The sequence below is a fragment of the Ensifer sp. Root954 genome, from assembly GCF_001429005.1.
In the GTDB taxonomy this organism is placed as follows: domain Bacteria; phylum Pseudomonadota; class Alphaproteobacteria; order Rhizobiales; family Rhizobiaceae; genus Ensifer; species Ensifer adhaerens.
In genome coordinates, this window is record NZ_LMJM01000052.1 from 278,630 (window position 1) to 299,592 (window position 20,963).

Genomic DNA, 20,963 nt, shown 5'->3' on the forward strand with positions numbered 1-20,963 from the left:
CGTTTTTCCAATCGCAGACGGACCTTAGAGGGTGCGGCATAGGCGCGGCTGTCTCTTCGTCTCGTGCCGTCGATCATGACAAAGGATCGCGTCCCGCCCATTTTTCTCCCCTTGCATCGCCGAAGCAAATTTCGGCGCGCCGCCGCCTCGGCTCGACCTACCTGCACAGAATTGGCATCGGTGTAAGTCACCCAGGGAACAGTTCGAGTGGCGAGCCTTGCGGACGACAAGGACAGCCGTGCGGCCTGATCGAGGGCAAGTCTGGAAGGCTCACGAAACAGAAAGCCCGCGGCACCTTATGGCACCGCGGGCTCCAATCACTTGGCAAGGCAATTCGCCGATCAGAACTCTTCCCAATCGTCCTTGGCAACCGCCGCAGCGGAGCCGCCGCCGCCAAACGCGCGGGCGACGTTGCCCATCATGCGGCGGGCGGGCGATGCGACCGGCTGGGCCGTCTCCCGAGCCACGGCGATCGGCCGGGCGGCAACATTGTCGACCTTGAAGTAGGCGATCAGGCTCGCGAGATTGTTGGCTTCGCCGGAGAGCTTGTGGGTTGCGGCATTCGCCTCTTCCACCATGGCGGCGTTCTGCTGGGTCACCTGGTCCATCTGGTTGACGGCAGTGCTGACTTCGCTGAGGCCCGTCGACTGTTCGCGCGCGGCCGTCGCGATCGAGTGGATGTGGTCGTTGATTTTCAGGACCCGTTCCTCGATCTCGCCAAGTGCCGAACCGGTCTCCTGTACCAGGCGGACGCCGGTTGCCACTTCGCTGCCCGACTTCGAGATCAGCGACTTGATGTCCTTGGCGGCACTTGCGGCACGCTGGGCGAGCTCACGCACTTCCTGTGCGACGACCGCGAAGCCCTTGCCCGCATCGCCGGCACGGGCTGCCTCGACGCCGGCGTTCAGCGCCAGCAGGTTGGTCTGGAAGGCGATTTCGTCGATCACGTTGGTGATCTGACCGATTTCGCTCGAGGCCTGCTCGATGCGGCCCATGGCGTCGACGGCGTTGCGCACGACGGCCGCCGACTGCGCGGCACTGTGCTTGGCTTCGTTGACCATGACGGTCGCTTCCTGCGCCCGCTCGGTGGAGCTCTTGACCGCAACCGTGATCTGGTCGAGCGCTGCAGACGTTTCCTCAAGGGCTGCGGCCTGCTGCTCCGTCCGCTTCGACAGATCGTCGGCGGCCGAACGCAGCTCGGACGAATTGCCGTTGATCGAGTCGGTGGTCACACGGACCTCGCGCAGCGTCTTTTGCAGCGTGGAAAGGGTTTCGTTGACGTTCTTCTGCAGCTCGGCGAAGGCACCCTGATAATGTCCGTTCATGCTCTGGGTCAGGTCGCCGGCCGCAAGGCTCGCAATCACCCGGCGGGTTTCGGCGATACCGGCATCGACGCTGCCGACCAGCTCGTTGACGCTGCCAGCAAAGCGGTTGAGGTCGTCGTTCTCGTAGTCCTTGCCGATGCGCTTGGTGAAATCACCGGCGGCAGCGGCCGCAACAACGACGCCGATGCTCGACTGCAGGTCGGCGCTCTTTTCACGCAGTACCGCTTCCTGCGCGTTGAGGTCGCGTACGGCCAGGCCGTTCTGCTTGAAGACCTGAACGGCTTCTGCCATTTCGCCAATCTCGTCCTTGCGGCCCACGAAGGGCACTTCCGCGGTGAGATCGCCGCCAGCCAGTTGCTTCATCTTGCCGGTCAACTCGAGGATCGGACGGCTCAAATGGTTCGTGGCGATGTAGAAGGCCGCTCCAATGCCGGCGATGAGGCCAAGGCCGGCGATAGCAAGAATCGTGATGATCACGCTGCGCTCGAAGGTGGCAACGTCAGCCGTCACGACTTCAAGCGTCTTCAGGTTGATGTCGACGACGCCGTCGATCTGCTCCTGGAACGCCTTGCGGTTGGCGCGATTTGCGTCGGTATTGCCCTGCTCGTTGCCAGCCTGCGGTGAAACTTCTTCGCCAAGCCGCGCCGTCTCGACGCGGAAGGTCCTGAATTCCGCGGCGCGGGCGACCAGCGTGTCGAAGGACGCTTTGGTGTCGGCGGGGATCAGCGGGCGCCAATCGGCGAGCAGCGTGTCGATCTTGTCGAGATTCTTGCGAATGCCCTCGGCAAAGGGCTTGGCCTTCTCGATGGTCGGGGCGGCATAGATGCCACGCGATTCCATGACGACCGCGGTCACCAGACGATTGAGGCGTTCCGCGTAGAAGGCGCGCTTCGCCACGTTCTCGTACTGGTGGAACTTTTCGTTGTATTTACTGACAGCAACCAGCGACATGCCGGTCACCGCAACCGCCAGCACGCTCATGATGCCGACGATTAGATTGATCTTACCGCGTATTTTCATCCCGACCTCCACGGAGTGACGAGAGCTTCCGATTATCGGACATGCCGCCGCCCCATATGCACCGGAGGGACCCTAAAATAGGCGTGGTTAATAAAGCTCGTCGCCCTCGACCGGCATTCTGGGGAGATCCAGTTAGGGCTCCATTTACCAATCTCGGCTAGTTGGCTTTCCTTTTCGCGGCCCGACGGATCGCCTTTGGCGGGTGCGCCGGCGCTTTTTGCGGTGCTGTCGCTACTGAATCGCCGCCCGCAATTGACTTTCCGGGAAAATTCCCCTTATAAGCCGCGCACGTCCGGTCAAGCCCTCCTGCCCGAAATGGCGGAGCCATGTCCGATAACGTAAACGCTCCTTGCTACACGCAAACCCAAGAAGGGCCGCACACCGCGGTATTAAATAAATGAAGCGTACCTACCAACCGTCCAAGCTTGTCCGCAAGCGTCGCCACGGCTTCCGTTCGCGTATGGCTACCAAGGGTGGCCAGAAGGTCCTCTCGGCCCGCCGGGCCCGTGGCCGCAAGCGTCTTTCGGCTTAAGCCGAAGTTGCCCGAAACCAGTGTCCGGGCACATGACGTCAGATAAAGACAAAACGACTGTCGGGCGGCTGAAAAGCCGTCCGCAGTTTTTGGCCGTTCGGGCAGGAGAAGGCCGCAGAGGCCCCTTGTTTCTCCTCGAAGTGCTCGACCGCAACGATCCGGAAGGCGAAGCCCGCGTCGGCTTCACCGTCACCAAGAAACACGGCAATGCCGTCGAGCGAAACCGGATGCGCCGACGCCTGAAAGAGGCGGTGCGGCTTTCCGCCGGGTTTGCAATGAAACCCGGACACGACTATGTGATTGTCGCCCGACGCGAACTCCTGAATGCTCCCTTCGACGCCTTGACCCGGGGCCTTCACGAGCGCATCGAAAACAAGCCGAAACAGAAGCGGCCGCCGGCCGGTTCCAGGAAACTATGATGGAAAAAAACCGCAACTATTTCGTGGCGATTGGCCTGTCCGTGCTGATCCTCATTGCCTGGCAGTTCCTTTACGTCAATCCGAAGATGGAAAAGGAACGCATCGCTGCGGAAGCGCTGCAGGCCCAGCAGGCGCAATCGCAGTCGGCAACGCCGGCTCAAGCGACGCCGGGCCAGGCTCTGCCGGGCAGCGGCGCGATCCCGGGCGCCGGTGAAAACCGCGACCAGGCGATTGCCAAATCGGCCCGCGTTGCGATCGACACGCCGGCGCTTTCCGGCTCCATCAACCTGACCGGTGCCCGCTTCGACGACCTGAAGCTCAAGGAATACCGCGAGACGGTCGATCCGAAGAGCCCGGTCATCACCCTCTTCAGCCCGGCCGAAACGGTCGACGGCTACTTTGCCGAAATCGGCTATGTCGGCAGCGACGCAACCGGCACCGTGCCCGGCCCGCAGACCGTCTGGACGCTTTCGGGCGGCGACAAGCTGACCGCGGCGACCCCGGTGACGCTGACCTTCACCAACGAGAAGGGCATCACCTTCAACCGCACCATCTCGGTTGACGAACATTACATGTTCCAGGTGGTCGACAGCATCAAGAACGGTGCAGCCGAGCCGCTCAGCCTTTCCTCCTACGGCCGCGTGACCCGCTTCAACAAGCCGACGACGCCGAGCGTCTACGTACTTCATGAAGGCTTCATCGGCGTGCTCGGCGAGCATGGCCTGCAGGAATTGAAGTACGGCAAGATCGAGGACGAAAAGTCGGTCGAGCCGGGCAAGGCAACCGGCGGCTGGCTCGGCATTACTGACAAGTACTGGGCAGCGGCGATCGTTCCGCCGCAGGCAACCCCCTACGACACGCGCTTCACGCACTTCACCGACGGTCGCGCGCGCTACCAGAGCGACTACAAGAGCGACGCGATCACGGTCGCGCCCGGTCAGTCCTCGGAAATCAAGAACCTCGTCTTTGCCGGCGCCAAGGAAGTTCCTGTCGTCGACAACTATGAAGTGGCCTACTCGATCCCCAACTTCGACAAGCTGATCGACTGGGGCTGGTTCTACTTCATCACCAAGCCGATGTTCAAAATGATGGATTTCTTCTTCCGTCTGTTCGGCAACTTCGGCATCGCGATCCTGATCACCACGATCGTCGTCAAGGGTCTGTTCTTCCCGCTTGCCAACAAGCAGTACGCATCGATGGCGAACATGAAGAAGGTTCAGCCGAAGATGGAGGAACTGAAGAAGAAGTTCGGCGACGACCGCATGGGGCTGCAGCAGGCGATGATGCAGCTCTACAAGGAAGAGAAGATCAACCCGCTCGCCGGCTGCTGGCCGATCCTCATCCAGATCCCGGTGTTCTTCGCGCTCTACAAGGTGATCTACATCACCATCGAGATGCGCCACGCACCGTTCTTCGGCTGGATCCACGACCTTTCGGCGCCCGATCCGACGACGATCGTCAACCTCTTCGGCCTCTTGCCGTTCGACGGTCCGGCCTTCCTGCACCTCGGCGTCTGGCCGCTGATCATGGGCGTTACCATGTTCGTGCAGATGCGCATGAACCCGACGCCGCCGGATCCGACCCAGGCGATGCTGTTCACCTGGATGCCCGTGGTCTTCACCTTCATGCTGGCCTCCTTCCCGGCCGGTCTCGTGATCTACTGGGCCTGGAACAACACGCTTTCGGTGCTGCAGCAGTCGATCATCATGAAGCGCCAAGGCGTGAAGATCGAGCTCTTCGACAATCTCAAGGGCCTGTTCTCGAAGAAGCCCAAACCGGCGGAATGACGCCAGCCGGTAGCACAATCGCAGAGCCCCGGACTTCGGTCCGGGGCTTTTTTTGTTTCCACGCCGCGGCGCGACACGCGGATGGCGTTGACGCGGACGTGCGGTCCGGGCATCTGGCGTTATTGAAATCAGCGCGCCCCTGCTCCAGGACAATTTGTCATGACCGATCCGTCGGCCACCTCCGCCCCGTTCGCCGCCAGCGAGAAGCTTGGCGCCCTGCTCGTCTTCGGCTCGGCCTTCTTCTGGAGCTTTGGCGGCGCGATTGCGCGGTTCCTGCACATTTCCGACAGCTGGACGATCGTCTTCTGGCGCTGCCTGTTTGCCGGCCTGTTCCTGCTCGCCTTCATGCTGGTGCGTGACGGACCGCGCGGCACGGTGGCGCTGTTCAAGGGCATGGGCTGGCCGGGCATCGCCGTCGGGCTCTGTTTCACCATCGCCTCGACCTCCTTCATCATTGCGATCTCCTACACGACGATCGCCAATGTCGTTCTGCTCGGCGCCGGGGTGCCGCTGTTTGCGGCGCTGATGAGCTGGGTGCTGTTTCGCGAGCGGGTCTCGCGCTTCACCTGGGGCGCGATCACCGCCGTCATCTTCGGCGTCGGGATCATGGTCTCGGAAAGCCTGACGGGAACAATGTCACCGGTCGGCGATGCGCTGGCGCTGCTGATCCCGGTCGTCTTCGCGCTGGCAACCGTCATTACCCGCCGATACCCGCATGTGCGCATGACGCCGGCGACCTGCTTCGGCTGCTTTGCCGCAAGCGGCATTGCCGCCAGTCAGTCCTCGGGCCTGGCGGTGACTGGAGGCGAGCTCGCGCTGCTCTTCGTCTTCGGCGCCTTCAACCTCGGGCTTGGCATGGCGCTCTTCGTGACCGGTGCCCGGCTGGTGCCCTCGGCGCTGGCCGCGCTGCTCGGGACGGCGGAAACCGTGCTGGGGCCGCTCTGGGTCGCGATCATCCATGGCGAGGTGCCGAGCAGCCGGACGATCGTCGGCGGCACCTTCATTCTTCTGGCGCTGCTGGCCTACCTGCTCAACGAATTCCGGCGGACGCAAACCATCCCCACACGGCCGGTCCGCACGCCGACGCCTTGACATCCACGGCCAAAACCTTGAAGCCAAGGACTTTCTCGATGAAGGACCGACCGCCGATGGCCGATACCAGACCCAAAGACGACAAGCCGTTGTTCGGCCGGCCGTGGATTTTCATTCGCGGCGTCCCCGCCATGAAATTCCTGCCGCCGGAGGGACCGGCCGAGATTGCCTTTGCCGGTCGCTCGAACGTCGGCAAGTCGTCGTTGATCAACGCGCTGATCGGCCACAAGGGTCTGGCAAGAACCTCCAACACCCCGGGCCGCACGCAGGAACTCAACTACTTCGTACCGGATGGATTTTCCGGCGAGGCCGACGACCTGCCGCCGATGGCGCTCGTCGACATGCCCGGTTACGGCTATGCCCAGGCGCCGAAGGAACAGGTCGATGCCTGGACAAAACTGGTCTTCGACTACCTGCGCGGCCGATCGACGCTGAAGCGCGTCTATGTGCTGATCGACAGCCGCCACGGCATCAAGAAGAACGACGACGAGGTGCTCGACCTGCTCGACAAGGCAGCCGTCTCCTATCAGCTCGTGCTGACCAAGACCGACAAGATCAAGGCTGCCGGCGTGCCGCGGCTGATCGCCGAGACGCTCGAAAAGATCAAGAAGCATCCCGCCGCCTTCCCGGAAGTCCTTGCGACTTCCTCGGAGAAGGGCGAAGGGCTCGACGAGCTGCGGGCGGCAATCGGCATCGCGATCGCGCGCTAAAGGGGGCCTCAGGGCGTCCGGCATCGCGCTGCAAGCACCCGCCCATGCGAAATCGATGTCTTTGATCTTTGTCACTACCCCGACATGCAATCCGCTCTATCTCTGCGTTGCGTCCAGAACGGTGGCGCGGCCAGAGATAGGAGTGAGACATGTCCGATTTGATCGTTGTCGGGTTCGATTCCCCCGAGGAGGCTGACAGGGTTCTGGTCCGGCTCGCCGGGCTGAAGAAGGAATATCTGATCGACCTCGAGGATGCGGTGGTCGTCGTGCGCGACACCGAAGGCAAGGTCCACCTCAAGCAGAGCCTCAACCTGACCGCCGTCGGCGCCACCTCGGGCCTGCTCTCCGGCTCGCTCTGGGGCGGCCTGGTCGGCCTCCTGTTCCTCAATCCGCTGGCAGGCTTTGCAATCGGCGGTGCGCTCGGCGCGGGTGCCGGCGCCCTCTCGGGCTCGCTCAGCGACTACGGTATCGACGACGAATTCATCAAGTCGCTCGGCAACACCATCCCGAACAATTCCTCCGCTCTGTTCATCCTGGTGCGCAAGGTTCAGCCGGAAAAGGTTCTCGCCGAATTCCCCGACCTGCGCGGCCGCGTGCTGAAAACGTCGCTTTCGCCCGAACAGGAGCAGAAGCTGCAGGCAGCGCTCTCCGGCACAACAGCGGCTGCACCGCCCGCCGGCGCCTAATCGTCCGGCTGGCTTATCGAGACAGCACGAAGGCGAGCGCCAGGCCATTGATGCAATGGCGCTTGCCGGTCGGTGGCGGGCCATCGTCGAAGATGTGACCGAGGTGGCCGCCGCAACGGCGGCAATGGCATTCCGTACGGGTCATGAGCAGCGAATTGTCTTCCCGTGTCGCCACGGAATTGGGGAGCGATTGCCAGAAGCTCGGCCAGCCCGTGCCACTGTCGTACTTCGCCTCGGACGAATAGAGCGGCAGTGCACAACCGGCGCATTGGAAGGTGCCCTTGCGCTTCTCGTGGTTAAGCGCGCTTGTAAAGGGACGCTCCGTGTCCTCGTGCCGAAGGATCCGGTACTGGTCGTCGGTGAGGGCTGCCCGCCATTCGGCATCAGATTTGACGACCTCGAAGGGCTCCATTCCCGCTGCCCATGCAAGCGGCGTGAGCCCGCGCAACGCGAATGCTGCGGCCAATCCCGTGCCTGCCATCAGGAAGACGCGCCGGCTGATCATGCTAACCTCCCACTTGGCCTAACGCGCGTCACGATCATTCGCGCGGTGCGCTGTAAGTTGTCGATTTGTCGGATGTCGCGATAGACGATACCGCCCGGACCCACCCGCTGCAAAACAATGCCGTTCAAAGCATCGTGACGCGGTGAAAGGCCATCGGTCATACGACCGATGGCAAGCGCCAGGCCGCCGGCAGCGGCCAGGCGCCGCCGAACTCAGCCTTTCGGCAGGAGCACCTTGTCGACCACATGGATGACGCCGTTCGACTGCTTGACGTCGGCGATTGTTACCGTCGCCGTACCGCCAGTTTCATCGGTCAGCATCAGCTTGCCGCCGTCTTCCTTGGCTTTCAGCACACAGCCGCCGACCGTTTTGACGTCATGCTCGCCGCCATCCTTCTTGATCATCTCGGCAATCGCCGCCGACATCGCGTCGGCGGCAACGACATGGCAGGTCAGGACCTTGGCGAGCTTGTCCTTGTTCTCCGGCTTCAGAAGCGTGTCGACGGTACCGGCCGGCAGTGCGTCAAAGGCGGCATTCGTCGGCGCAAACACCGTGAACGGCCCCTTGCCCTCCAGCGTCTCCACCAGCCCGGCTGCCTTGACCGCGGCGACCAGCGTGGTGTGATCCTTGGAATTAACGGCGTTCTCGACGATGTTTTTCTCCGCATACATCGGCGCGCCGCCGACCATCGGATTTTCGGCATGGGCGACGAAGGCACTTGCTGCGAGGACGGACGCTGTTGCGACCAAGCGGATGGCAGACGTGAACATCTTCTCTTCCTTCCTGTTGAGGGAGGCGGCGCATGGGCCGCCTGCCGAAGCTGCCGTTCCCTGCGGGGGAACAAGACAAGCAACGGAAGGACGAGAGAAAGAGTTTCAGGAATTTTCAGGGAAGTTAGTCGATTGATAAGTAAGGATATTTATCGATATCACGCGCTCAGAGGTTTCGCGCCTTGCCGAGCGCGATGATCGGTCCGGTGGCCACGCCGGTCGGCGAACCGCCGAGCGGCTCGACGCTGACGGCAAGAACCGAGCCGGCGGAGATCCGCGAGCGGAAGGTCGACGGCACCGCGATTTCGCCCTCCCCGGTCTGCGGCAGGACACCGAGCGAGATTGCCGGATTGCTGCCGTTGATCAGCCAAATTTCGAGGGATTTCTGTTCCGCCTGGCTGGCGGCCACCGGCGTTACCTGCAAGCGGCCCGATGCCCGGTCGAAGCGGGCGACGAGATCGATGGCGCTGCCCTTCCCCGAGAGCTCGGCAACAAGCGAGGCACCGGTCGACCGCGTCTCGAACAGGCCGGCCATGGAGGCGCCCATCACCAGCAGCGCGGCGAACGAGGCAAGCGCCAATCCTCGCCAGAGTGCCAGCGAGTGCCAGAGCCCGCGGGACCGTACAGGTTCCGACCGCAACGTACCGAAAAGCTGCCGTTCAATCGCGGAGAACGTCCTGGGTGGGGGCACCACCGGATCATAGGCGTCGTCGAAGGAGGAAAGGTTGCTCTGCCAGCGGTCGACCATGGCGGCAAAGTTGCGATCGGAAGCAAGCCGGGCCTCGACCTTGCGGCGATCGTCGGCAGACAACACGCCGAGCACATACTCGCCCGCGATCACCTCGTCGCGGCGAAAGTCCCGGCCCTCTGGGGTTGGTGTCGTCATCGCTCCATACACTCTCGCAACTTCAGGAGACTGCGCCTCAACCAAGTCCGCATAGTGTTCAGCGGCACCGCGAAGACGTCAGCCAGTTCCTGGTAGCTCAGGCCTTCGACGTAGGCGCGCCGCACCGCTTCCGCGCGGTCTTCTTCAAGCTCCTCCATGCAGGCGTCGATCCGCCTGCCTTCTGCTCTCACGACTGCCAACTTTTCCGGATCGGCAGCAGGATCAGCCAAATCGTAGGCTTCGTCAATCACATTGGCAGCCGGTTTGCGCGCCCGGATGAAGTCGATGGCCTGATTACGTGCTATTGCCGCCAGCCAGGAACCCGCAGCCGCCTGTCCTTGCGAAAACCGGCCAGCCCGCTGCCAAATCTTGACGTAGATTTCCTGCAGCGCTTCTTCCGCCTCGCCCCGATTGCCAAGAATACGCAGGCAGATGCCGAAGAGTTTCGGACTGGTCTGCCGATACAGTTCGGCGAAGGCGTCGCGATCGCCGAGCGAAACGCGGCCAAGCAGGCCGGCTATATCCTCATCGATCATAGAACGCGCCCCGAAGCCTCATCTCTCCAGAGATAGGGCGCAGTTCACTTTGAACCAGCCGTATCGTCATTCGGCCTTTATGTTGCTCTCCGATCATTCCATCGATCCGGAACTTGCGCTAAACAGCAGCCGGTATTTTTCGAGGGTCCGCCATGTCCGCCAATGAAAGTGAAATCCAGGCACGCCTGCTCACCCAGGCCCTGCCCTACATGCAGCGCTACGAGAACAAGACGATCGTCGTCAAATATGGCGGCCACGCCATGGGTAACAGCGAGCTCGGTCGCGCTTTCGCAAGCGACATCGCGCTTTTGAAGCAGTCGGGCGTCAACCCGATCGTCGTGCATGGCGGCGGCCCGCAGATCGGCGCCATGCTGACGAAGATGGGCATCGAATCGAAGTTCGAAGGCGGCCTGCGCGTCACCGACGAAAAGACGGTCGAGATCGTCGAGATGGTGCTCGCCGGCTCGATCAACAAGGAGATCGTCGCTCTCATCAACCAGACGGGTGAATGGGCGATCGGCCTTTGCGGCAAGGACGGCAACATGGTCTTCGCCGAAAAGGCACGCAAGACCGTCAAGGATCCGGATAGCAATATCGAGCGCGTGCTCGATCTCGGTTTCGTCGGCGAAGTGGTCGAAGTCGACCGCACGCTGATCGACCTGCTCGCCCGCTCGGAAATGATCCCGGTGATCGCGCCGGTCGCGCCCGGCCGTGACGGCCACACCTACAACATCAACGCCGACACCTTCGCCGGCGCCATCGCCGGTGCGCTGAACGCCACGCGCCTGCTGTTCCTGACGGACGTTCCCGGCGTGCTCGACAAGCAGGGCAACCTGATCAAGGAACTCTCTGTATCCCAGGCCCGCGCGCTGATCGCCGACGGCACGATTTCCGGCGGGATGATCCCGAAGGTCGAGACCTGCATCGACGCAATCAAGGCGGGCGTTCAGGGCGTCGTCATCCTCAACGGCAAGACGGCCCATTCGGTGCTGCTCGAAATCTTCACCGAGCGCGGCGCCGGCACGCTGATCGTGCCCTGACGCAACCCGATCGGCAATAACGTGACGAGGATCCGGAAGCCGTCTCACACAGCTTCCGGATTTTTTATGCGGCCGCGCTGTCCGATGGATGGCGCCTGCGGGGCGGTAACATCGATTCCTCCTCGGCCTCCTGCGGCGCTCCCCAGAACACCTCAAGCGACGGCCCGGCGGCGAAATGGCGGCGGCGGAAGGCGAATTCGTAGAGCTCGTGAAACCAGACCCTGCGCCCCATGCGGGTGTACCACCGCATCGAATGGCGCTGCTGCGGGTCGCGGTGCAGGAGGACGCGCGCAAGGGCCTTTGGCCGCGCCTGGATCGCGACCTCGATCAATTTCACGCTCAGAAAAAGCACGACCGGGTGAAGGTGCTTCATCTTCAGCACCTGATGCTTGTAATCCCACTTGCGCATGTCCGGCTCGATGACGGTGCGATCCCTGGCGAGGCCAAAGAACGGGGTCCACCGGTGCGGCGTGACGTAGAGCGCCTGGATCTGGTCCGGGTCGTAGGAAAGAAGTTGCCTGAAACCACGCCAAAGATCGCTCAGGCGTTCCTCCTCGAAGCCGACCACCCAGGTGGCCATTGAAAGAATGTCGTGCTGGCGCAGGAGCGCGATTGCCTGCCGGTCGCTCGTGGTCGTCCCGCCCTTTTTGATCAGCTTCAGCGTCGCGTCATCAGTGTTTTCCATTCCGAGCAGCCAACGCACGACACCGGCCTTGCGATAGAGGTGCAATATGTCGGCATCGCGCACGATATCGTCTGCCCGCGTCGAGCCGACGATCTGCACCGGCACGTTCTCGGCGATCATGGCGTTCAGGAAGGCGAGCCAGCCCTTGCGCGACGAGGTCGGGTTTTCGTCGGCGAGATTGATCAGTTCCACGCCCTCTTCACGGTGGAGGCGGGCGATCTCCTTAGCGAACGCGACCGGATCCCGGTGCCGCCATCGCGTCCAGAAACCGCGCTGGCCGCAATAGTTGCACAAATGCGGGCACCCTCTCGAAAACTGCAGCACGACAGCGCGTTTTCCGCCCCAATAACTGTAGTGCCGATGCTCGATCAACTCCCAGCCGATGCGGTAGGCATCGAGATTGGCGATCGCCTCGGTCGGACGGGTGGCGAGCGCAACCCCGTCATCATCGCGATAGGCGATGCCCGGAACCTCGCTCAAGGGTTCTAAGGATGACAGGGCGCGCACGAGCCGTCGCACTGTCTCTTCGCCCTCTCCCCTGACGACGTAATCGAAGGCGCCGCTCTCGCTTAGAACCTCGCGCCAATGATAGGTCGGGAACACACCGCCATAGATCACCCGGACGGACGGTGCGGTCATTCTGACATCGCTGGCAATACGCTTGGCCGTCGGGTGGGCCGACGTCGACCCCGAATGACCGATCAGCAGAAGATCCGGGCAGTCGTCGAGCACGCGTGCGACAATCTCTTCGAAGCCCAAAGGGCCGAATTCGCAATCGATGAGCCGCACGGCGTGGCCATCATCGATGAGCGGCCCCCCAACGGCGAGCAGGCCGAGCGGCGGAAGATGATCGTCGGGAATACGGCTGCCGATGGCCGTATGCGGCGGATTGAGCAGAACAATCTTCATACGGTGCCTCTTGGGTCGCAAAGAATTGCCAGAGACACGATAAAGCTGAAGATTGCGGAAATAACAGCTCCAGGCTGCGGCCAAAAACGTACGTTTCGGCGGTGAAATCGCGCAACTTGCGCAGCGCGATTTCATCGAGCCCCGAGCTCAGCGCGGAGCGTAGACCTCGGTCGCCGCGGCTTTCAATTCTTCCATCATCACGCGGTATGGGCCCGGGCCGTAGCTGACGCGTGACACGCCGGCGCGGGCGAGCGTCTTCAGGTCGGGTGCGGCCGGGCGCATCATGATGTTGACGGGCAGGATCGAGGCGGCGCAGACCTTGGCGATCAGCGCCTCGTCCACCAGCCACGGTACGAAGAAGCCGCTGGCGCCCGCTTCGGCATAGGCCTTGCCGCGGGCGATCGCCTCGTCGACGAGGCCGGCATGCCGGCTCTCGTCACCCTCCTGCAGGAAGAGATCGGTGCGGGCATTGATGAACAGGGGGATGCCGCGCCGGTCAGCCATCTCGCGGATGGCGCGGATGCGCTCCGCCTGCTTTTCGACCGGGTGCACGCCGCCCTTGCCGACGATCTGGTCCTCGAAGTTGATGCCGATGGCGCCGACGTCGAGGATGCGCGAGACATTGGCGGCACCGGTCGCCGCGTCGTCGGAGTAGGCGCCTTCGAAATCGATGCTGACGGGCAGGTCGGTGCTCGCCACGATCAGGCGTGCGATATCGGCAAGCCAGGCCAGAGGCACCTTCTCGCCGTCGCCGAAGCCGTGGGCGGCCGCCACCGACCAGCTTCCGGTCGCAAGCGCCTTGGCACCGGCCTCTGCCACGGCCTTGGCGCTGCCGGCATCCCAGATGTTGTAGAGCACCACCGGGTCACCCTTCTTATGCAGGGCGGCGAAGGCGAGCGCCTTTTCCTTCTGGTTCATTGTGTTTCCTCCACCAACAGGCTGACTGGTTTCATTTTCGCCTCGTGCCGAAGCAGCCACTGTTTCCGCCAGAGCCCGCCACCGTAACCGGTCAATGAGCCATCCGCGCCGATGCAACGGTGGCACGGAATGACGATGGCGATCCGGTTGGAACCGTTGGCCTTGGCGACCGCACGTGCGGACTGGATCGTAGCGACCTCGCGGGCAATGTCACCATAGGAACGTGTCCCGCCGGCGGGAATCTTCACGAGCTTCGCCCACACGTTGCGCTCGAAGGGCGTTCCCCCGGGCGCAAGCGGAGTTTGAAATCCGCCCGCCTCGCCGGCGAAATAGCTCTTCAACTCGCCTTCGATCTGATCGATCGGCGCCGTCCGGCCGGGGACGATGGCCGAGCGCGTCGCGCGCTTCAGCGCCTCCAGTTCCGTCGGCAGCGCCTTGCGTTCGTGGAACTCCAGCAAATGGAGGTGCGTCGCATCGGCAACCGCGACCATCGGCCCGATCGGCGTTTCGATCCAGTCGGACGAGAGCAGCGCCCTCCCCTGGGCTGCCGCCGGCGCATCGCCGAGCAGGCGCTGGAAGGCTGCGCGAAACCCGCTCGGCGACTCGTAGCCGGCCTCGAGCTGGGCGTCGATCACCCGACCACCGTCGGCGAGCTGGCGGGCGGCGAGCCCCAGGCGACGATGGCGCGCGAGATCGAGGAAGGTGATGCCGAGCGCGCGCTTGAAGGCACGCCGGACGGTCGAGGGATCAAGCCCGCGACGCACGATGTCGTCCTCGCTCCAACGGCGCTCCGGTGCTGCTTCCAGCGCCTGCAGAAGCTCCTGGACGAGCGTATCCTTCGCGCCGAAGGTCGCGAGCGGCCGGCAGCGCTGGCAGGGACGGAACCCCGTCTCCAGGCAGGTGCCGATCGAGCCGACGAAGATCGTGTTTTCCCGCTTCGGCTTGCGGGCCGAGCAGGACAGGCGGCAGAAGACGCCTGTTGTCTTGACGCAGACGAAGGCCGAACCTTCGTATTCGCTGCTGCGCGCCATCAAGGCGTCGTAGAGCGTTTCATCGGAGGGAAGATCGAACAACATGCCGCGGTTCTAGCATGACCACGGCTCGGGAGACGCCGGTTTTCGGGCGTCTATTTTTCAGATCAGCACCAGCATGACGACACCGAGCACGATCAGCAGGCAACCCAATAGCTCCAGTCTGTTGATCCATTCGCGGAAGATGAAAAAGGACGAGGCGAAGGTGAAGAGCATTTCCACCTGGGCGACGACCTTGACGACGGCCGCCTGCTGCAGGGTCATCGCCATGAACCAGCCGAAGGAGGCAGACGCGCCGACGAAACCGACGACAAAGGCCGGCTTCCAGGCAGCCGCGATGCGCGGCAGCTCGTCGCGTTCGCGCAGCACGATCCAGATCAGCATGACCACGGTCTGCAAGAGGATGACGAAGCCGAGCGTGAAGCTCGCCTGCATCATGTAGTCGGGTGCCGGCAGGCTCGGCGCCAGTGCCAGCGACGCCGAACGGTAGGCGACGGCCGAAAGGCCGAAGAAGGTGCCGGACAGCAAGCCGATGCCGGCCGTGCGCGAGAATACCGAGGTCACCAGCGTGCGCGCACTCAGGGTCGTGCGCGCCACCGAAATCAGCATCACGCCGACGACCGAGATGGCGATCGCCACCAGCGTGCCCTCGCTCGCCTTTTCGCCGAGGAAAATCAGGCCGAAAAGCGCTGCCTGCGCCGGTTCCGTGCGCGAATAGGCGGTGCCGACGGCGAAGTTGCGGAAGGAGAAGAGATGGACGAGCAGGAAGGTTGCGGCGATCTGCGCCAGCCCCCCGATCACCGCCCAGAGGAAGAAAGTGCCGTTCGGCACCGGAAGCGGACGGCCCACCACCTGCCAGAGCACAACGAGATAGAGGAAGGCGAACGGCAGGCCGAAGCCGAAGCGCACGAAGGTCGCGCCCGTCGTGCCCATGACGCCTTTCAAGTGTTTCTGCATTGCGGAGCGGACGTTCTGAAGGAAGGCCGCGGCGATGGTGATGAGGACCCAGGTTTCCATCGTTTCGAGCTAGCATGCAGGCCGGCTCGTTGCCAAGGACCACCTAACGGACCGGTTGCTACTCCGCCCTTTCCCGCGCCTCTGCGAGCTCCGTGCCCTCGCTGATCGTGATCCGGGGCGCCTCGTCCTCGAAGGTCTTTACCCGCTGATCGTAGTTCGGCGCGAGCGTTCCGAGCACACGGTCCCAGAAGGAGAAGTAGTTGGCGTAATTGTACCTGAAGCCCGAATGGTGCTGATCATGGAACGTCGTGCACAGCAGCGGAGACGGGTAGCGCGCGGTGGAGGCGGCAAAATACTCGAAGCCGCAATGGCCGATCATGCCGTTGAAATGTTCGAACAGCCGATGGGCGATGAGCACCAGCGGCGGAAACGGCACGACGAAAACGACGACGGCCGAAAAGCTCTGAAGCAGGAAGTTGTCGAAGACGTCCTCGGAATAGGTGCTCCAGATCGTCGGCGCCACGCTTTTATGATGCAGGGCATGCAGCGGATAGAGCCACTTGGTGTGCAGCAGCCGGTGCATGAAATAGAACCAGGCATCGTAGAGGATCATGCTGAGCACGAAGAGCGGCAGGGCGTTCCACCAGGTGAGCGTCCAGGGCGCCGGCGCCCAGCCCTTCTGCTGGGCGTAAAGACCGATCGTCAGCGGCAGGCAGGCGCTGAACATCGATTTGAGGCTCTGGCGGATCTCGGCGCTGCGGCGCTTGTCGGAACCGCGTCCCTTCTGGATCTTTCGCTCGGGATTGCGCTCGTTGAGCCATGTGATGCCATAGCCAAGCGCGAAATAGGTAACGACGGTGAACGTGTAAAACCCGAACAGAAAGAGCAGATAGAATACTTCGTTCGACATTGGCATCCGCATCCCCGAGCCAAAAACCGCGCGAGCCGGAAGATGCCACGCACAACCGCCAATTCAAAGCACTAATCTATGCGCCAGCATTACGCCCCCGAGCCCCGCATCGCCATTTTCCCGTTTGCCGCCACGGTCGGTCGTGTCATAAGGCGGTCATGAAAAAGCTCGCCCGCCTGCCGACCCGCTCCGAATTCGCCCATGTCACCGACTGGGTCTTCGACCTCGACAACACGCTCTATCCCCACCACGTCAACCTGTTTGCGCAGATCGACCGCAACATGACGGCCTATGTGGCGAAGCTTTTGTCGCTCGATCCGGCCGACGCCAAGAAGCTGCAGAAGGACTATTACCGCGACCACGGCACGACGCTCAAAGGCCTGATGGTCCATCACGGCATCGACCCGAACGAGTTCCTCGAGCAGGCCCATGCGATCGACTATTCGATCGTTCCGGCCGACCCGGCGCTCGGCGAGGCGATCAAGTCGCTTCCCGGCCGCAAGTTCATCTTCACCAATGGCAGCGTTGCCCATGCGCAGATGACGGCCCGGGCGCTCGGGATCCTCGACCATTTCGACGACATCTTCGATATCGTCGCCGCCGACTTCGTGCCGAAGCCCGCGGGCGAGACCTATGACAAGTTCATGAGCCTGCACCGGGTCGATACCCGCAATGCCGTGATGTTCGAGGACCTGCCGCGCAATCTCCTCGTGCCGAAGGCGCTGGGCATGAAGACGGTGCTGCTGGTGCCGCAGAACCTCGAATACACCTTTGCGGAATCGTGGGAAAAGTCGAACGACACCGACGAGCAGATCGACTACGTGACGGAAGACCTCACCGGCTTCCTGCGGAGCCTCCTCACGGATCTCTAGAGTGGCGCTGGCGGACACCGCAAAGACGGCGCCCCGCCCGCTGCGACACAATTTTGCCGCCGAAAAACCCCTTTTCGGCCAATGACTTAAATTACCAAAGTTTAACTGGTGTCGGCTGCACCCGCGTCTATCCTTGCGATCAGAAACAACCGATCGAAAGGACGCATGATGCCGAACAAGACCCTGATCCTCGGCGTGGCTGCACTCTCCGTCGCCGTCACCGGAATGGCCTCCCCCTCCTTTGCTGCCCGCGAAAAGATGACGCCCGAGCAGCGCGGCCAGCGCATGATAGAGCGGCTCGACACCAACAAGGACCAGAAGGTTTCGCTCACCGAGTTCCAGGCGCGGATCTCCGACAACTTCAAAACCTTCGATACCAATGGCGACGGGCAGATCAGCGCCGAAGAAATGAAGGTCAAGCGCGAGGCCTTCCGTGAGGCGCGCAAGACCTGGAAGGAAGCCAAGGCCAAGACCGGCACGGAGCGCGAGACCGCCCTTGCCAAGCTGAGGGAAGCCCGCCCGGCCATGCTGCCTGGGCTGCGCCCGAAGGCCTTCAAGCGTGTCGATGCCGACGGCAACGGTTCCTTGAGCGCCAGCGAAGTTTCAAGCGCCGCGGAAGCCATGTTCAAGCGGCGCGACAAGAATGGCGACGGCGTCATAGACGCGGCCGACTTCACCAAAAAGATCTGACGGGAGCTCTTCTCTCTCCCCACCGCCCGGTGGAGAGGCTCCTGCCTAGCCCATAGCCCCTTGCTCCCCCAGCGAGGGGCTATGCGCTTTTTTTGGACCGCTACGATCAGCGGCGGCCGTTTGCCATCGGAACGGACTTCGGGTCGACCGTTTCATAGAAGCGGGAAATAATATCCCAGGCTTCATCAGCCGTTTCGACGAACTGGACCAGATCGACGTCGTTCGGCGCGATCGTGCCGAATTCGGCAAGCGCCTCGAAATTGACGATCGAGCGCCAGAATTTTTCCCCGAAGAGAATGAGCGGAACCAGCGCAAGACGCCCGGTCTGCATCAGCGTCATCGTCTCGAAGAGCTCGTCCAGCGTACCGAAGCCGCCCGGGAAAACGGTGACGGCCTTGGCGCGCAACAGGAAGTGCATCTTGCGGATGGCGAAATAGTGGAAGTTGAACGACAGTTCGGGCGTCACGTAGCGATTGGGCGCCTGCTCGTGCGGCAGCACGATGTTGAGGCCGATCGACGGCGCGCCGACATCATCGGCGCCGCGATTGCCAGCTTCCATCACGCCCGGCCCACCCCCGGTGACGACGACATATTCCTTGTAGTGCAGCTTGGCCGAATGCTCGGAGCAGAGCCGCGCGAACTTGCGTGCTTCCTCGTAATAGACCGAGGCGGCTTCGAGGTTCTTGCGCTGCGTCTCGTTCTTCGCCGCCCAGGCGTCGCCGCCGGGCTCAGGAATGCGAGCGCCGCCGAACATGACGACGGTGGAGTTGATGCCGCGCTCTTCCAGCATCATTTCGGTCTTCAGGAGTTCGAGCTGCAGCCGGATCGGGCGCAGTTCCTCGCGGCAGAGAAAATCGTCGTCGATATAGGCGAGGCGATAGGAAGGCGAAGCCGATTGCGGCGTGACCGGAACGGTCTGTGCGCGTTGCCGGCTCTGCGAGCTGTCGGCCAGCGGATCCCAGACCCCATCTTTGCGGCGCAGAGCGCGCTTCTTCATGCGTGCCATATTCTCGTCTTTCCCGTCGCGTTCCGGACAATCGGCATCTCGTCCAGACGCGTCCTATCCTCAATCCTCGGTCATGAAGGTCGCAAGCGCATCAGCGCGCTGCGGCGGTCTTTGCGCATCCCGAACGGGTACGCGGCGCTGTAGTGCCGTGTTCGCCTCAGTTTGCCAAGCCCCGGCCACTCCAGGGACCTGAAAAGCCCTTCAACTTTTCAGGATCACGTCGTGCAGCCACCGCCGCTCAGGACGTGTCAAGGTCGCTGCAGCAGCTAGATCTGCTGCATAATTTTGTCCTTAAATCGATTCCGATTTTCGGATTTATGCAGTAGAGCTTTCGCAGGATAACCGCCGAACTTTAAGGAATTCCGATGACGAACCACGACCTCGCCTCCCTGTCGCAGACGATCGAAGCCGCCTTTGAAGACCGCGACTCCGTCAACACCGGAACGCGCGGCGCGGTGCGCGATGCCGTCGAGACGGCGCTGAACCTGCTCGACAGCGGCAAGGTCCGCGTCGCACAGCGCGGCGAAGACGGTAACTGGACGGTCAATCAGTGGCTGAAGAAGGCCGTACTGCTCTCCTTCCGCCTCAACCCGATGGAAATCGTCAAGGGCGGCCCGGGCCAGTCGGTCTGGTGGGACAAGGTGCCCTCGAAGTTCGACGGCTGGAGCGTCAACGAGTTCGAGAAGGCCGGTTTCCGCGCCGTTCCGAACTGCGTCGTGCGCCGTTCGGCCTACATCGCCCCCAACGCCATCCTGATGCCCTCCTTCGTCAATCTCGGCGCCTATGTCGGCGAAGGCACGATGGTCGATACCTGGGCAACGGTTGGCTCCTGCGCCCAGATTGGCAAGAACGTGCACCTTTCGGGCGGCGTCGGCATCGGCGGCGTGCTGGAGCCGATGCAGGCCGGCCCGACGATCATTGAAGACAACTGCTTCATCGGCGCCCGCTCGGAAGTCGTCGAAGGCTGCATCGTGCGCGAAGGCTCGGTCCTCGGCATGGGCGTCTTCATCGGCAAGTCGACCAAGATCGTCGACCGCGCCACCGGCGAAGTGACCTATGGCGAAGTGCCGCCCTACTCGGTCGTCGTCGCAGGTTCGATGCCCTCGGGCTCGACCATGGGCAACGGCCAGCCGGCGCCGAACCTCTATTGCGCCGTCATCGTCAAGCGCGTCGACGAGAAGACCCGCTCGAAGACCGGCATCAACGAACTGCTTCGGGACTGATCGCGATGACACCGGAGGGGCCGCAGCCGAGCATGACCTGGCTGTTCTTCAGCCCCTCCGGTCGCATCGGCCGCCTGCCCTTCTTTCTCTCCTGGCTGTTCTGGTTCCTGATCGGCGGCTTCATGGTCGCCCGGATGGTTGCCAACGAGGGCAATGAGACGGTGCTGGCGCTCTGGACGCTGGCATTCGTCGTCTCGAGCCTCGTCTCGCTGCCCTCCATCGCCATGCTGGCGATCAAGCGCCTGCACGATATCGGCTATCCCGGCCCGCTTTCCCTCACTCTGTTTATCCCGGTCTTGAGCCCGGTCGTCTTCATCGCCCTTTGCCTCTGGCCGGGCGATCAGGGGCCTAACGAATTCGGCGCGCGCAGCGACGAACCCGGCCCCTGAACCCTTCGCCCCTGTACAAGAACCGCGTGAGCGCGTATGTAGCGCGCCATGACAGGCCCGCGACG

The 20,963-nt window shown here is 62.7% G+C and carries 22 protein-coding genes; 11 read left to right on the forward strand and 11 right to left on the reverse strand.

The annotated features are described in order from the left end of the window. Positions 1-341 precede the first annotated feature (341 nt). The gene (locus tag ASE71_RS31880) at positions 342-2,345 is read right to left on the reverse strand and encodes a methyl-accepting chemotaxis protein (RefSeq protein WP_060519826.1); all 2,004 of its coding nucleotides are present in this window, start codon (positions 2,343-2,345) and stop codon (positions 342-344) included. Between the two features lie 397 nt (positions 2,346-2,742). On the opposite strand from ASE71_RS31880, the gene rpmH reads away from it, so the two are divergent. From rpmH to ASE71_RS31905, 6 genes are all read left to right on the forward strand, one after another. Then, on the forward strand, positions 2,743-2,877 hold the full coding sequence (rpmH, locus tag ASE71_RS35425) for a 50S ribosomal protein L34 (RefSeq protein WP_060519824.1): 135 nt from the start codon (positions 2,743-2,745) through the stop codon (positions 2,875-2,877). 20 nt (positions 2,878-2,897) lie between these two features. Continuing rightward, the gene (gene rnpA, locus ASE71_RS31885; RefSeq protein WP_034797300.1) at positions 2,898-3,296 is read left to right on the forward strand and encodes a ribonuclease P protein component; all 399 of its coding nucleotides are present in this window, start codon (positions 2,898-2,900) and stop codon (positions 3,294-3,296) included. Next, a complete protein-coding gene (gene yidC / locus ASE71_RS31890; RefSeq protein ID WP_060519822.1) occupies positions 3,296-5,083 on the forward strand; it encodes a membrane protein insertase YidC in 1,788 nt (595 codons plus the stop codon). Before rnpA ends, yidC begins: the two co-directional genes overlap by 1 nt. A gap of 159 nt (positions 5,084-5,242) precedes the next feature. Beyond that, positions 5,243-6,175: a DMT family transporter gene (locus ASE71_RS31895; RefSeq protein ID WP_060519820.1), complete on the forward strand. Its 933-nt coding sequence runs from the start codon at positions 5,243-5,245 to the stop codon at positions 6,173-6,175. Positions 6,176-6,231: 56 nt separating this feature from the next. After that, complete coding sequence (yihA, locus tag ASE71_RS31900; RefSeq protein ID WP_060519893.1) at positions 6,232-6,885, forward strand: ribosome biogenesis GTP-binding protein YihA/YsxC; 654 nt, start codon at positions 6,232-6,234, stop codon at positions 6,883-6,885. 149 nt (positions 6,886-7,034) lie between these two features. Continuing rightward, the gene (locus ASE71_RS31905; RefSeq protein WP_034797308.1) at positions 7,035-7,571 is read left to right on the forward strand and encodes a DUF1269 domain-containing protein; all 537 of its coding nucleotides are present in this window, start codon (positions 7,035-7,037) and stop codon (positions 7,569-7,571) included. A gap of 13 nt (positions 7,572-7,584) precedes the next feature. On the opposite strand, the gene msrB is transcribed toward ASE71_RS31905, so the two are convergent. From msrB to ASE71_RS31925, 4 genes are all read right to left on the reverse strand, one after another. Then, complete coding sequence (gene msrB / locus ASE71_RS31910) at positions 7,585-8,076, reverse strand: peptide-methionine (R)-S-oxide reductase MsrB (protein WP_060519818.1); 492 nt, start codon at positions 8,074-8,076, stop codon at positions 7,585-7,587. Positions 8,077-8,288: 212 nt separating this feature from the next. Beyond that, entirely contained in the window at positions 8,289-8,846 is a 558-nt protein-coding gene (locus ASE71_RS31915; protein ID WP_060519816.1) for a fasciclin domain-containing protein, read from the reverse strand. A gap of 166 nt (positions 8,847-9,012) precedes the next feature. After that, positions 9,013-9,732: an anti-sigma factor domain-containing protein gene (locus ASE71_RS31920; RefSeq protein WP_060519814.1), complete on the reverse strand. Its 720-nt coding sequence runs from the start codon at positions 9,730-9,732 to the stop codon at positions 9,013-9,015. Beyond that, positions 9,729-10,268, reverse strand: a complete 540-nt coding sequence (locus ASE71_RS31925) for a sigma-70 family RNA polymerase sigma factor (protein ID WP_034797319.1) — start codon at positions 10,266-10,268, stop codon at positions 9,729-9,731. The genes ASE71_RS31920 and ASE71_RS31925 overlap by 4 nt, the downstream gene beginning before the upstream one ends. A 152-nt stretch (positions 10,269-10,420) precedes the next feature. Here ASE71_RS31925 and argB point away from each other — a divergent pair, with 152 nt between their 5' ends. Next, positions 10,421-11,308: an acetylglutamate kinase gene (gene argB, locus ASE71_RS31930; RefSeq protein ID WP_034797321.1), complete on the forward strand. Its 888-nt coding sequence runs from the start codon at positions 10,421-10,423 to the stop codon at positions 11,306-11,308. Positions 11,309-11,372: 64 nt separating this feature from the next. On the opposite strand, the gene bchE is transcribed toward argB, so the two are convergent. The 5 genes from bchE to ASE71_RS31955 form a co-directional block, all read right to left on the reverse strand. After that, on the reverse strand, positions 11,373-12,902 hold the full coding sequence (gene bchE / locus ASE71_RS31935; protein WP_034797323.1) for a magnesium-protoporphyrin IX monomethyl ester anaerobic oxidative cyclase: 1,530 nt from the start codon (positions 12,900-12,902) through the stop codon (positions 11,373-11,375). Positions 12,903-13,049: 147 nt separating this feature from the next. Continuing rightward, positions 13,050-13,820, reverse strand: coding sequence for an isocitrate lyase/PEP mutase family protein (locus ASE71_RS31940; protein WP_060519812.1), 771 nt, complete (start codon positions 13,818-13,820; stop codon positions 13,050-13,052). Further along, the gene (locus ASE71_RS31945; RefSeq protein WP_060519810.1) at positions 13,817-14,896 is read right to left on the reverse strand and encodes a bifunctional transcriptional activator/DNA repair enzyme AdaA; all 1,080 of its coding nucleotides are present in this window, start codon (positions 14,894-14,896) and stop codon (positions 13,817-13,819) included. The genes ASE71_RS31940 and ASE71_RS31945 overlap by 4 nt, the downstream gene beginning before the upstream one ends. Before the next feature lie 57 nt (positions 14,897-14,953). Then, positions 14,954-15,868 carry a DMT family transporter gene (locus ASE71_RS31950; RefSeq protein ID WP_034797329.1) on the reverse strand — a complete coding sequence of 305 codons (915 nt, stop codon included), beginning with the start codon at positions 15,866-15,868 and terminating at the stop codon, positions 14,954-14,956. Positions 15,869-15,926: 58 nt separating this feature from the next. Then, positions 15,927-16,718 (reverse strand): sterol desaturase family protein, encoded by a 792-nt coding sequence (locus ASE71_RS31955; RefSeq protein ID WP_034797332.1) that lies wholly within the window; start codon positions 16,716-16,718, stop codon positions 15,927-15,929. A gap of 158 nt (positions 16,719-16,876) precedes the next feature. On the opposite strand from ASE71_RS31955, the gene ASE71_RS31960 reads away from it, so the two are divergent. Together ASE71_RS31960 and ASE71_RS31965 are read left to right on the forward strand one after the other, a co-directional pair. Beyond that, on the forward strand, positions 16,877-17,590 hold the full coding sequence (locus tag ASE71_RS31960) for a pyrimidine 5'-nucleotidase (protein ID WP_060519808.1): 714 nt from the start codon (positions 16,877-16,879) through the stop codon (positions 17,588-17,590). Between the two features lie 168 nt (positions 17,591-17,758). After that, the gene (locus ASE71_RS31965) at positions 17,759-18,280 is read left to right on the forward strand and encodes an EF-hand domain-containing protein (RefSeq protein ID WP_162251853.1); all 522 of its coding nucleotides are present in this window, start codon (positions 17,759-17,761) and stop codon (positions 18,278-18,280) included. 106 nt (positions 18,281-18,386) lie between these two features. Here the strand turns inward: ASE71_RS31965 and ASE71_RS31970 are convergent, their stop codons facing one another. Next, a complete protein-coding gene (locus ASE71_RS31970; protein WP_034797342.1) occupies positions 18,387-19,286 on the reverse strand; it encodes an LOG family protein in 900 nt (299 codons plus the stop codon). A 365-nt stretch (positions 19,287-19,651) separates the two neighbouring features. Here ASE71_RS31970 and dapD point away from each other — a divergent pair, with 365 nt between their 5' ends. Both dapD and ASE71_RS31980 read left to right on the forward strand, forming a co-directional pair. Next, positions 19,652-20,509, forward strand: coding sequence for a 2,3,4,5-tetrahydropyridine-2,6-dicarboxylate N-succinyltransferase (dapD, locus tag ASE71_RS31975; RefSeq protein ID WP_034797345.1), 858 nt, complete (start codon positions 19,652-19,654; stop codon positions 20,507-20,509). A 5-nt stretch (positions 20,510-20,514) separates the two neighbouring features. Beyond that, positions 20,515-20,898 (forward strand): DUF805 domain-containing protein, encoded by a 384-nt coding sequence (locus ASE71_RS31980; protein WP_034797357.1) that lies wholly within the window; start codon positions 20,515-20,517, stop codon positions 20,896-20,898. Positions 20,899-20,963 lie beyond the last annotated feature (65 nt).

Bases quoted from the DNA above. Each gene is read 5' to 3' on its own strand.
- ASE71_RS31905 (WP_034797308.1), top strand. From the start codon at position 7,035: ATGTCCGATTTGATCGTTGTCGGGTTCGATTCCCCCGAGGAGGCTGAC.
- argB (WP_034797321.1), top strand. From the start codon at position 10,421: ATGTCCGCCAATGAAAGTGAAATCCAGGCACGCCTGCTCACCCAGGCC.
- ASE71_RS31880 (WP_060519826.1), bottom strand. From the start codon at position 2,345: ATGAAAATACGCGGTAAGATCAATCTAATCGTCGGCATCATGAGCGTG.
- dapD (WP_034797345.1), top strand. From the start codon at position 19,652: ATGACGAACCACGACCTCGCCTCCCTGTCGCAGACGATCGAAGCCGCC.
- ASE71_RS31895 (WP_060519820.1), top strand. From the start codon at position 5,243: ATGACCGATCCGTCGGCCACCTCCGCCCCGTTCGCCGCCAGCGAGAAG.
- yihA (WP_060519893.1), top strand. From the start codon at position 6,232: ATGGCCGATACCAGACCCAAAGACGACAAGCCGTTGTTCGGCCGGCCG.
- ASE71_RS31960 (WP_060519808.1), top strand. From the start codon at position 16,877: ATGAAAAAGCTCGCCCGCCTGCCGACCCGCTCCGAATTCGCCCATGTC.
- ASE71_RS31970 (WP_034797342.1), bottom strand. From the start codon at position 19,286: ATGGCACGCATGAAGAAGCGCGCTCTGCGCCGCAAAGATGGGGTCTGG.
- msrB (WP_060519818.1), bottom strand. From the start codon at position 8,076: ATGATCAGCCGGCGCGTCTTCCTGATGGCAGGCACGGGATTGGCCGCA.
- ASE71_RS31950 (WP_034797329.1), bottom strand. From the start codon at position 15,868: ATGGAAACCTGGGTCCTCATCACCATCGCCGCGGCCTTCCTTCAGAAC.
- ASE71_RS31965 (WP_162251853.1), top strand. From the start codon at position 17,759: ATGCCGAACAAGACCCTGATCCTCGGCGTGGCTGCACTCTCCGTCGCC.
- yidC (WP_060519822.1), top strand. From the start codon at position 3,296: ATGGAAAAAAACCGCAACTATTTCGTGGCGATTGGCCTGTCCGTGCTG.
- ASE71_RS31945 (WP_060519810.1), bottom strand. From the start codon at position 14,896: ATGTTGTTCGATCTTCCCTCCGATGAAACGCTCTACGACGCCTTGATG.
- ASE71_RS31920 (WP_060519814.1), bottom strand. From the start codon at position 9,732: ATGACGACACCAACCCCAGAGGGCCGGGACTTTCGCCGCGACGAGGTG.
- ASE71_RS31955 (WP_034797332.1), bottom strand. From the start codon at position 16,718: ATGTCGAACGAAGTATTCTATCTGCTCTTTCTGTTCGGGTTTTACACG.
- ASE71_RS31940 (WP_060519812.1), bottom strand. From the start codon at position 13,820: ATGAACCAGAAGGAAAAGGCGCTCGCCTTCGCCGCCCTGCATAAGAAG.
- ASE71_RS31980 (WP_034797357.1), top strand. From the start codon at position 20,515: ATGACACCGGAGGGGCCGCAGCCGAGCATGACCTGGCTGTTCTTCAGC.
- bchE (WP_034797323.1), bottom strand. From the start codon at position 12,902: ATGAAGATTGTTCTGCTCAATCCGCCGCATACGGCCATCGGCAGCCGT.
- ASE71_RS31925 (WP_034797319.1), bottom strand. From the start codon at position 10,268: ATGATCGATGAGGATATAGCCGGCCTGCTTGGCCGCGTTTCGCTCGGC.
- ASE71_RS31915 (WP_060519816.1), bottom strand. From the start codon at position 8,846: ATGTTCACGTCTGCCATCCGCTTGGTCGCAACAGCGTCCGTCCTCGCA.
- rpmH (WP_060519824.1), top strand. From the start codon at position 2,743: ATGAAGCGTACCTACCAACCGTCCAAGCTTGTCCGCAAGCGTCGCCAC.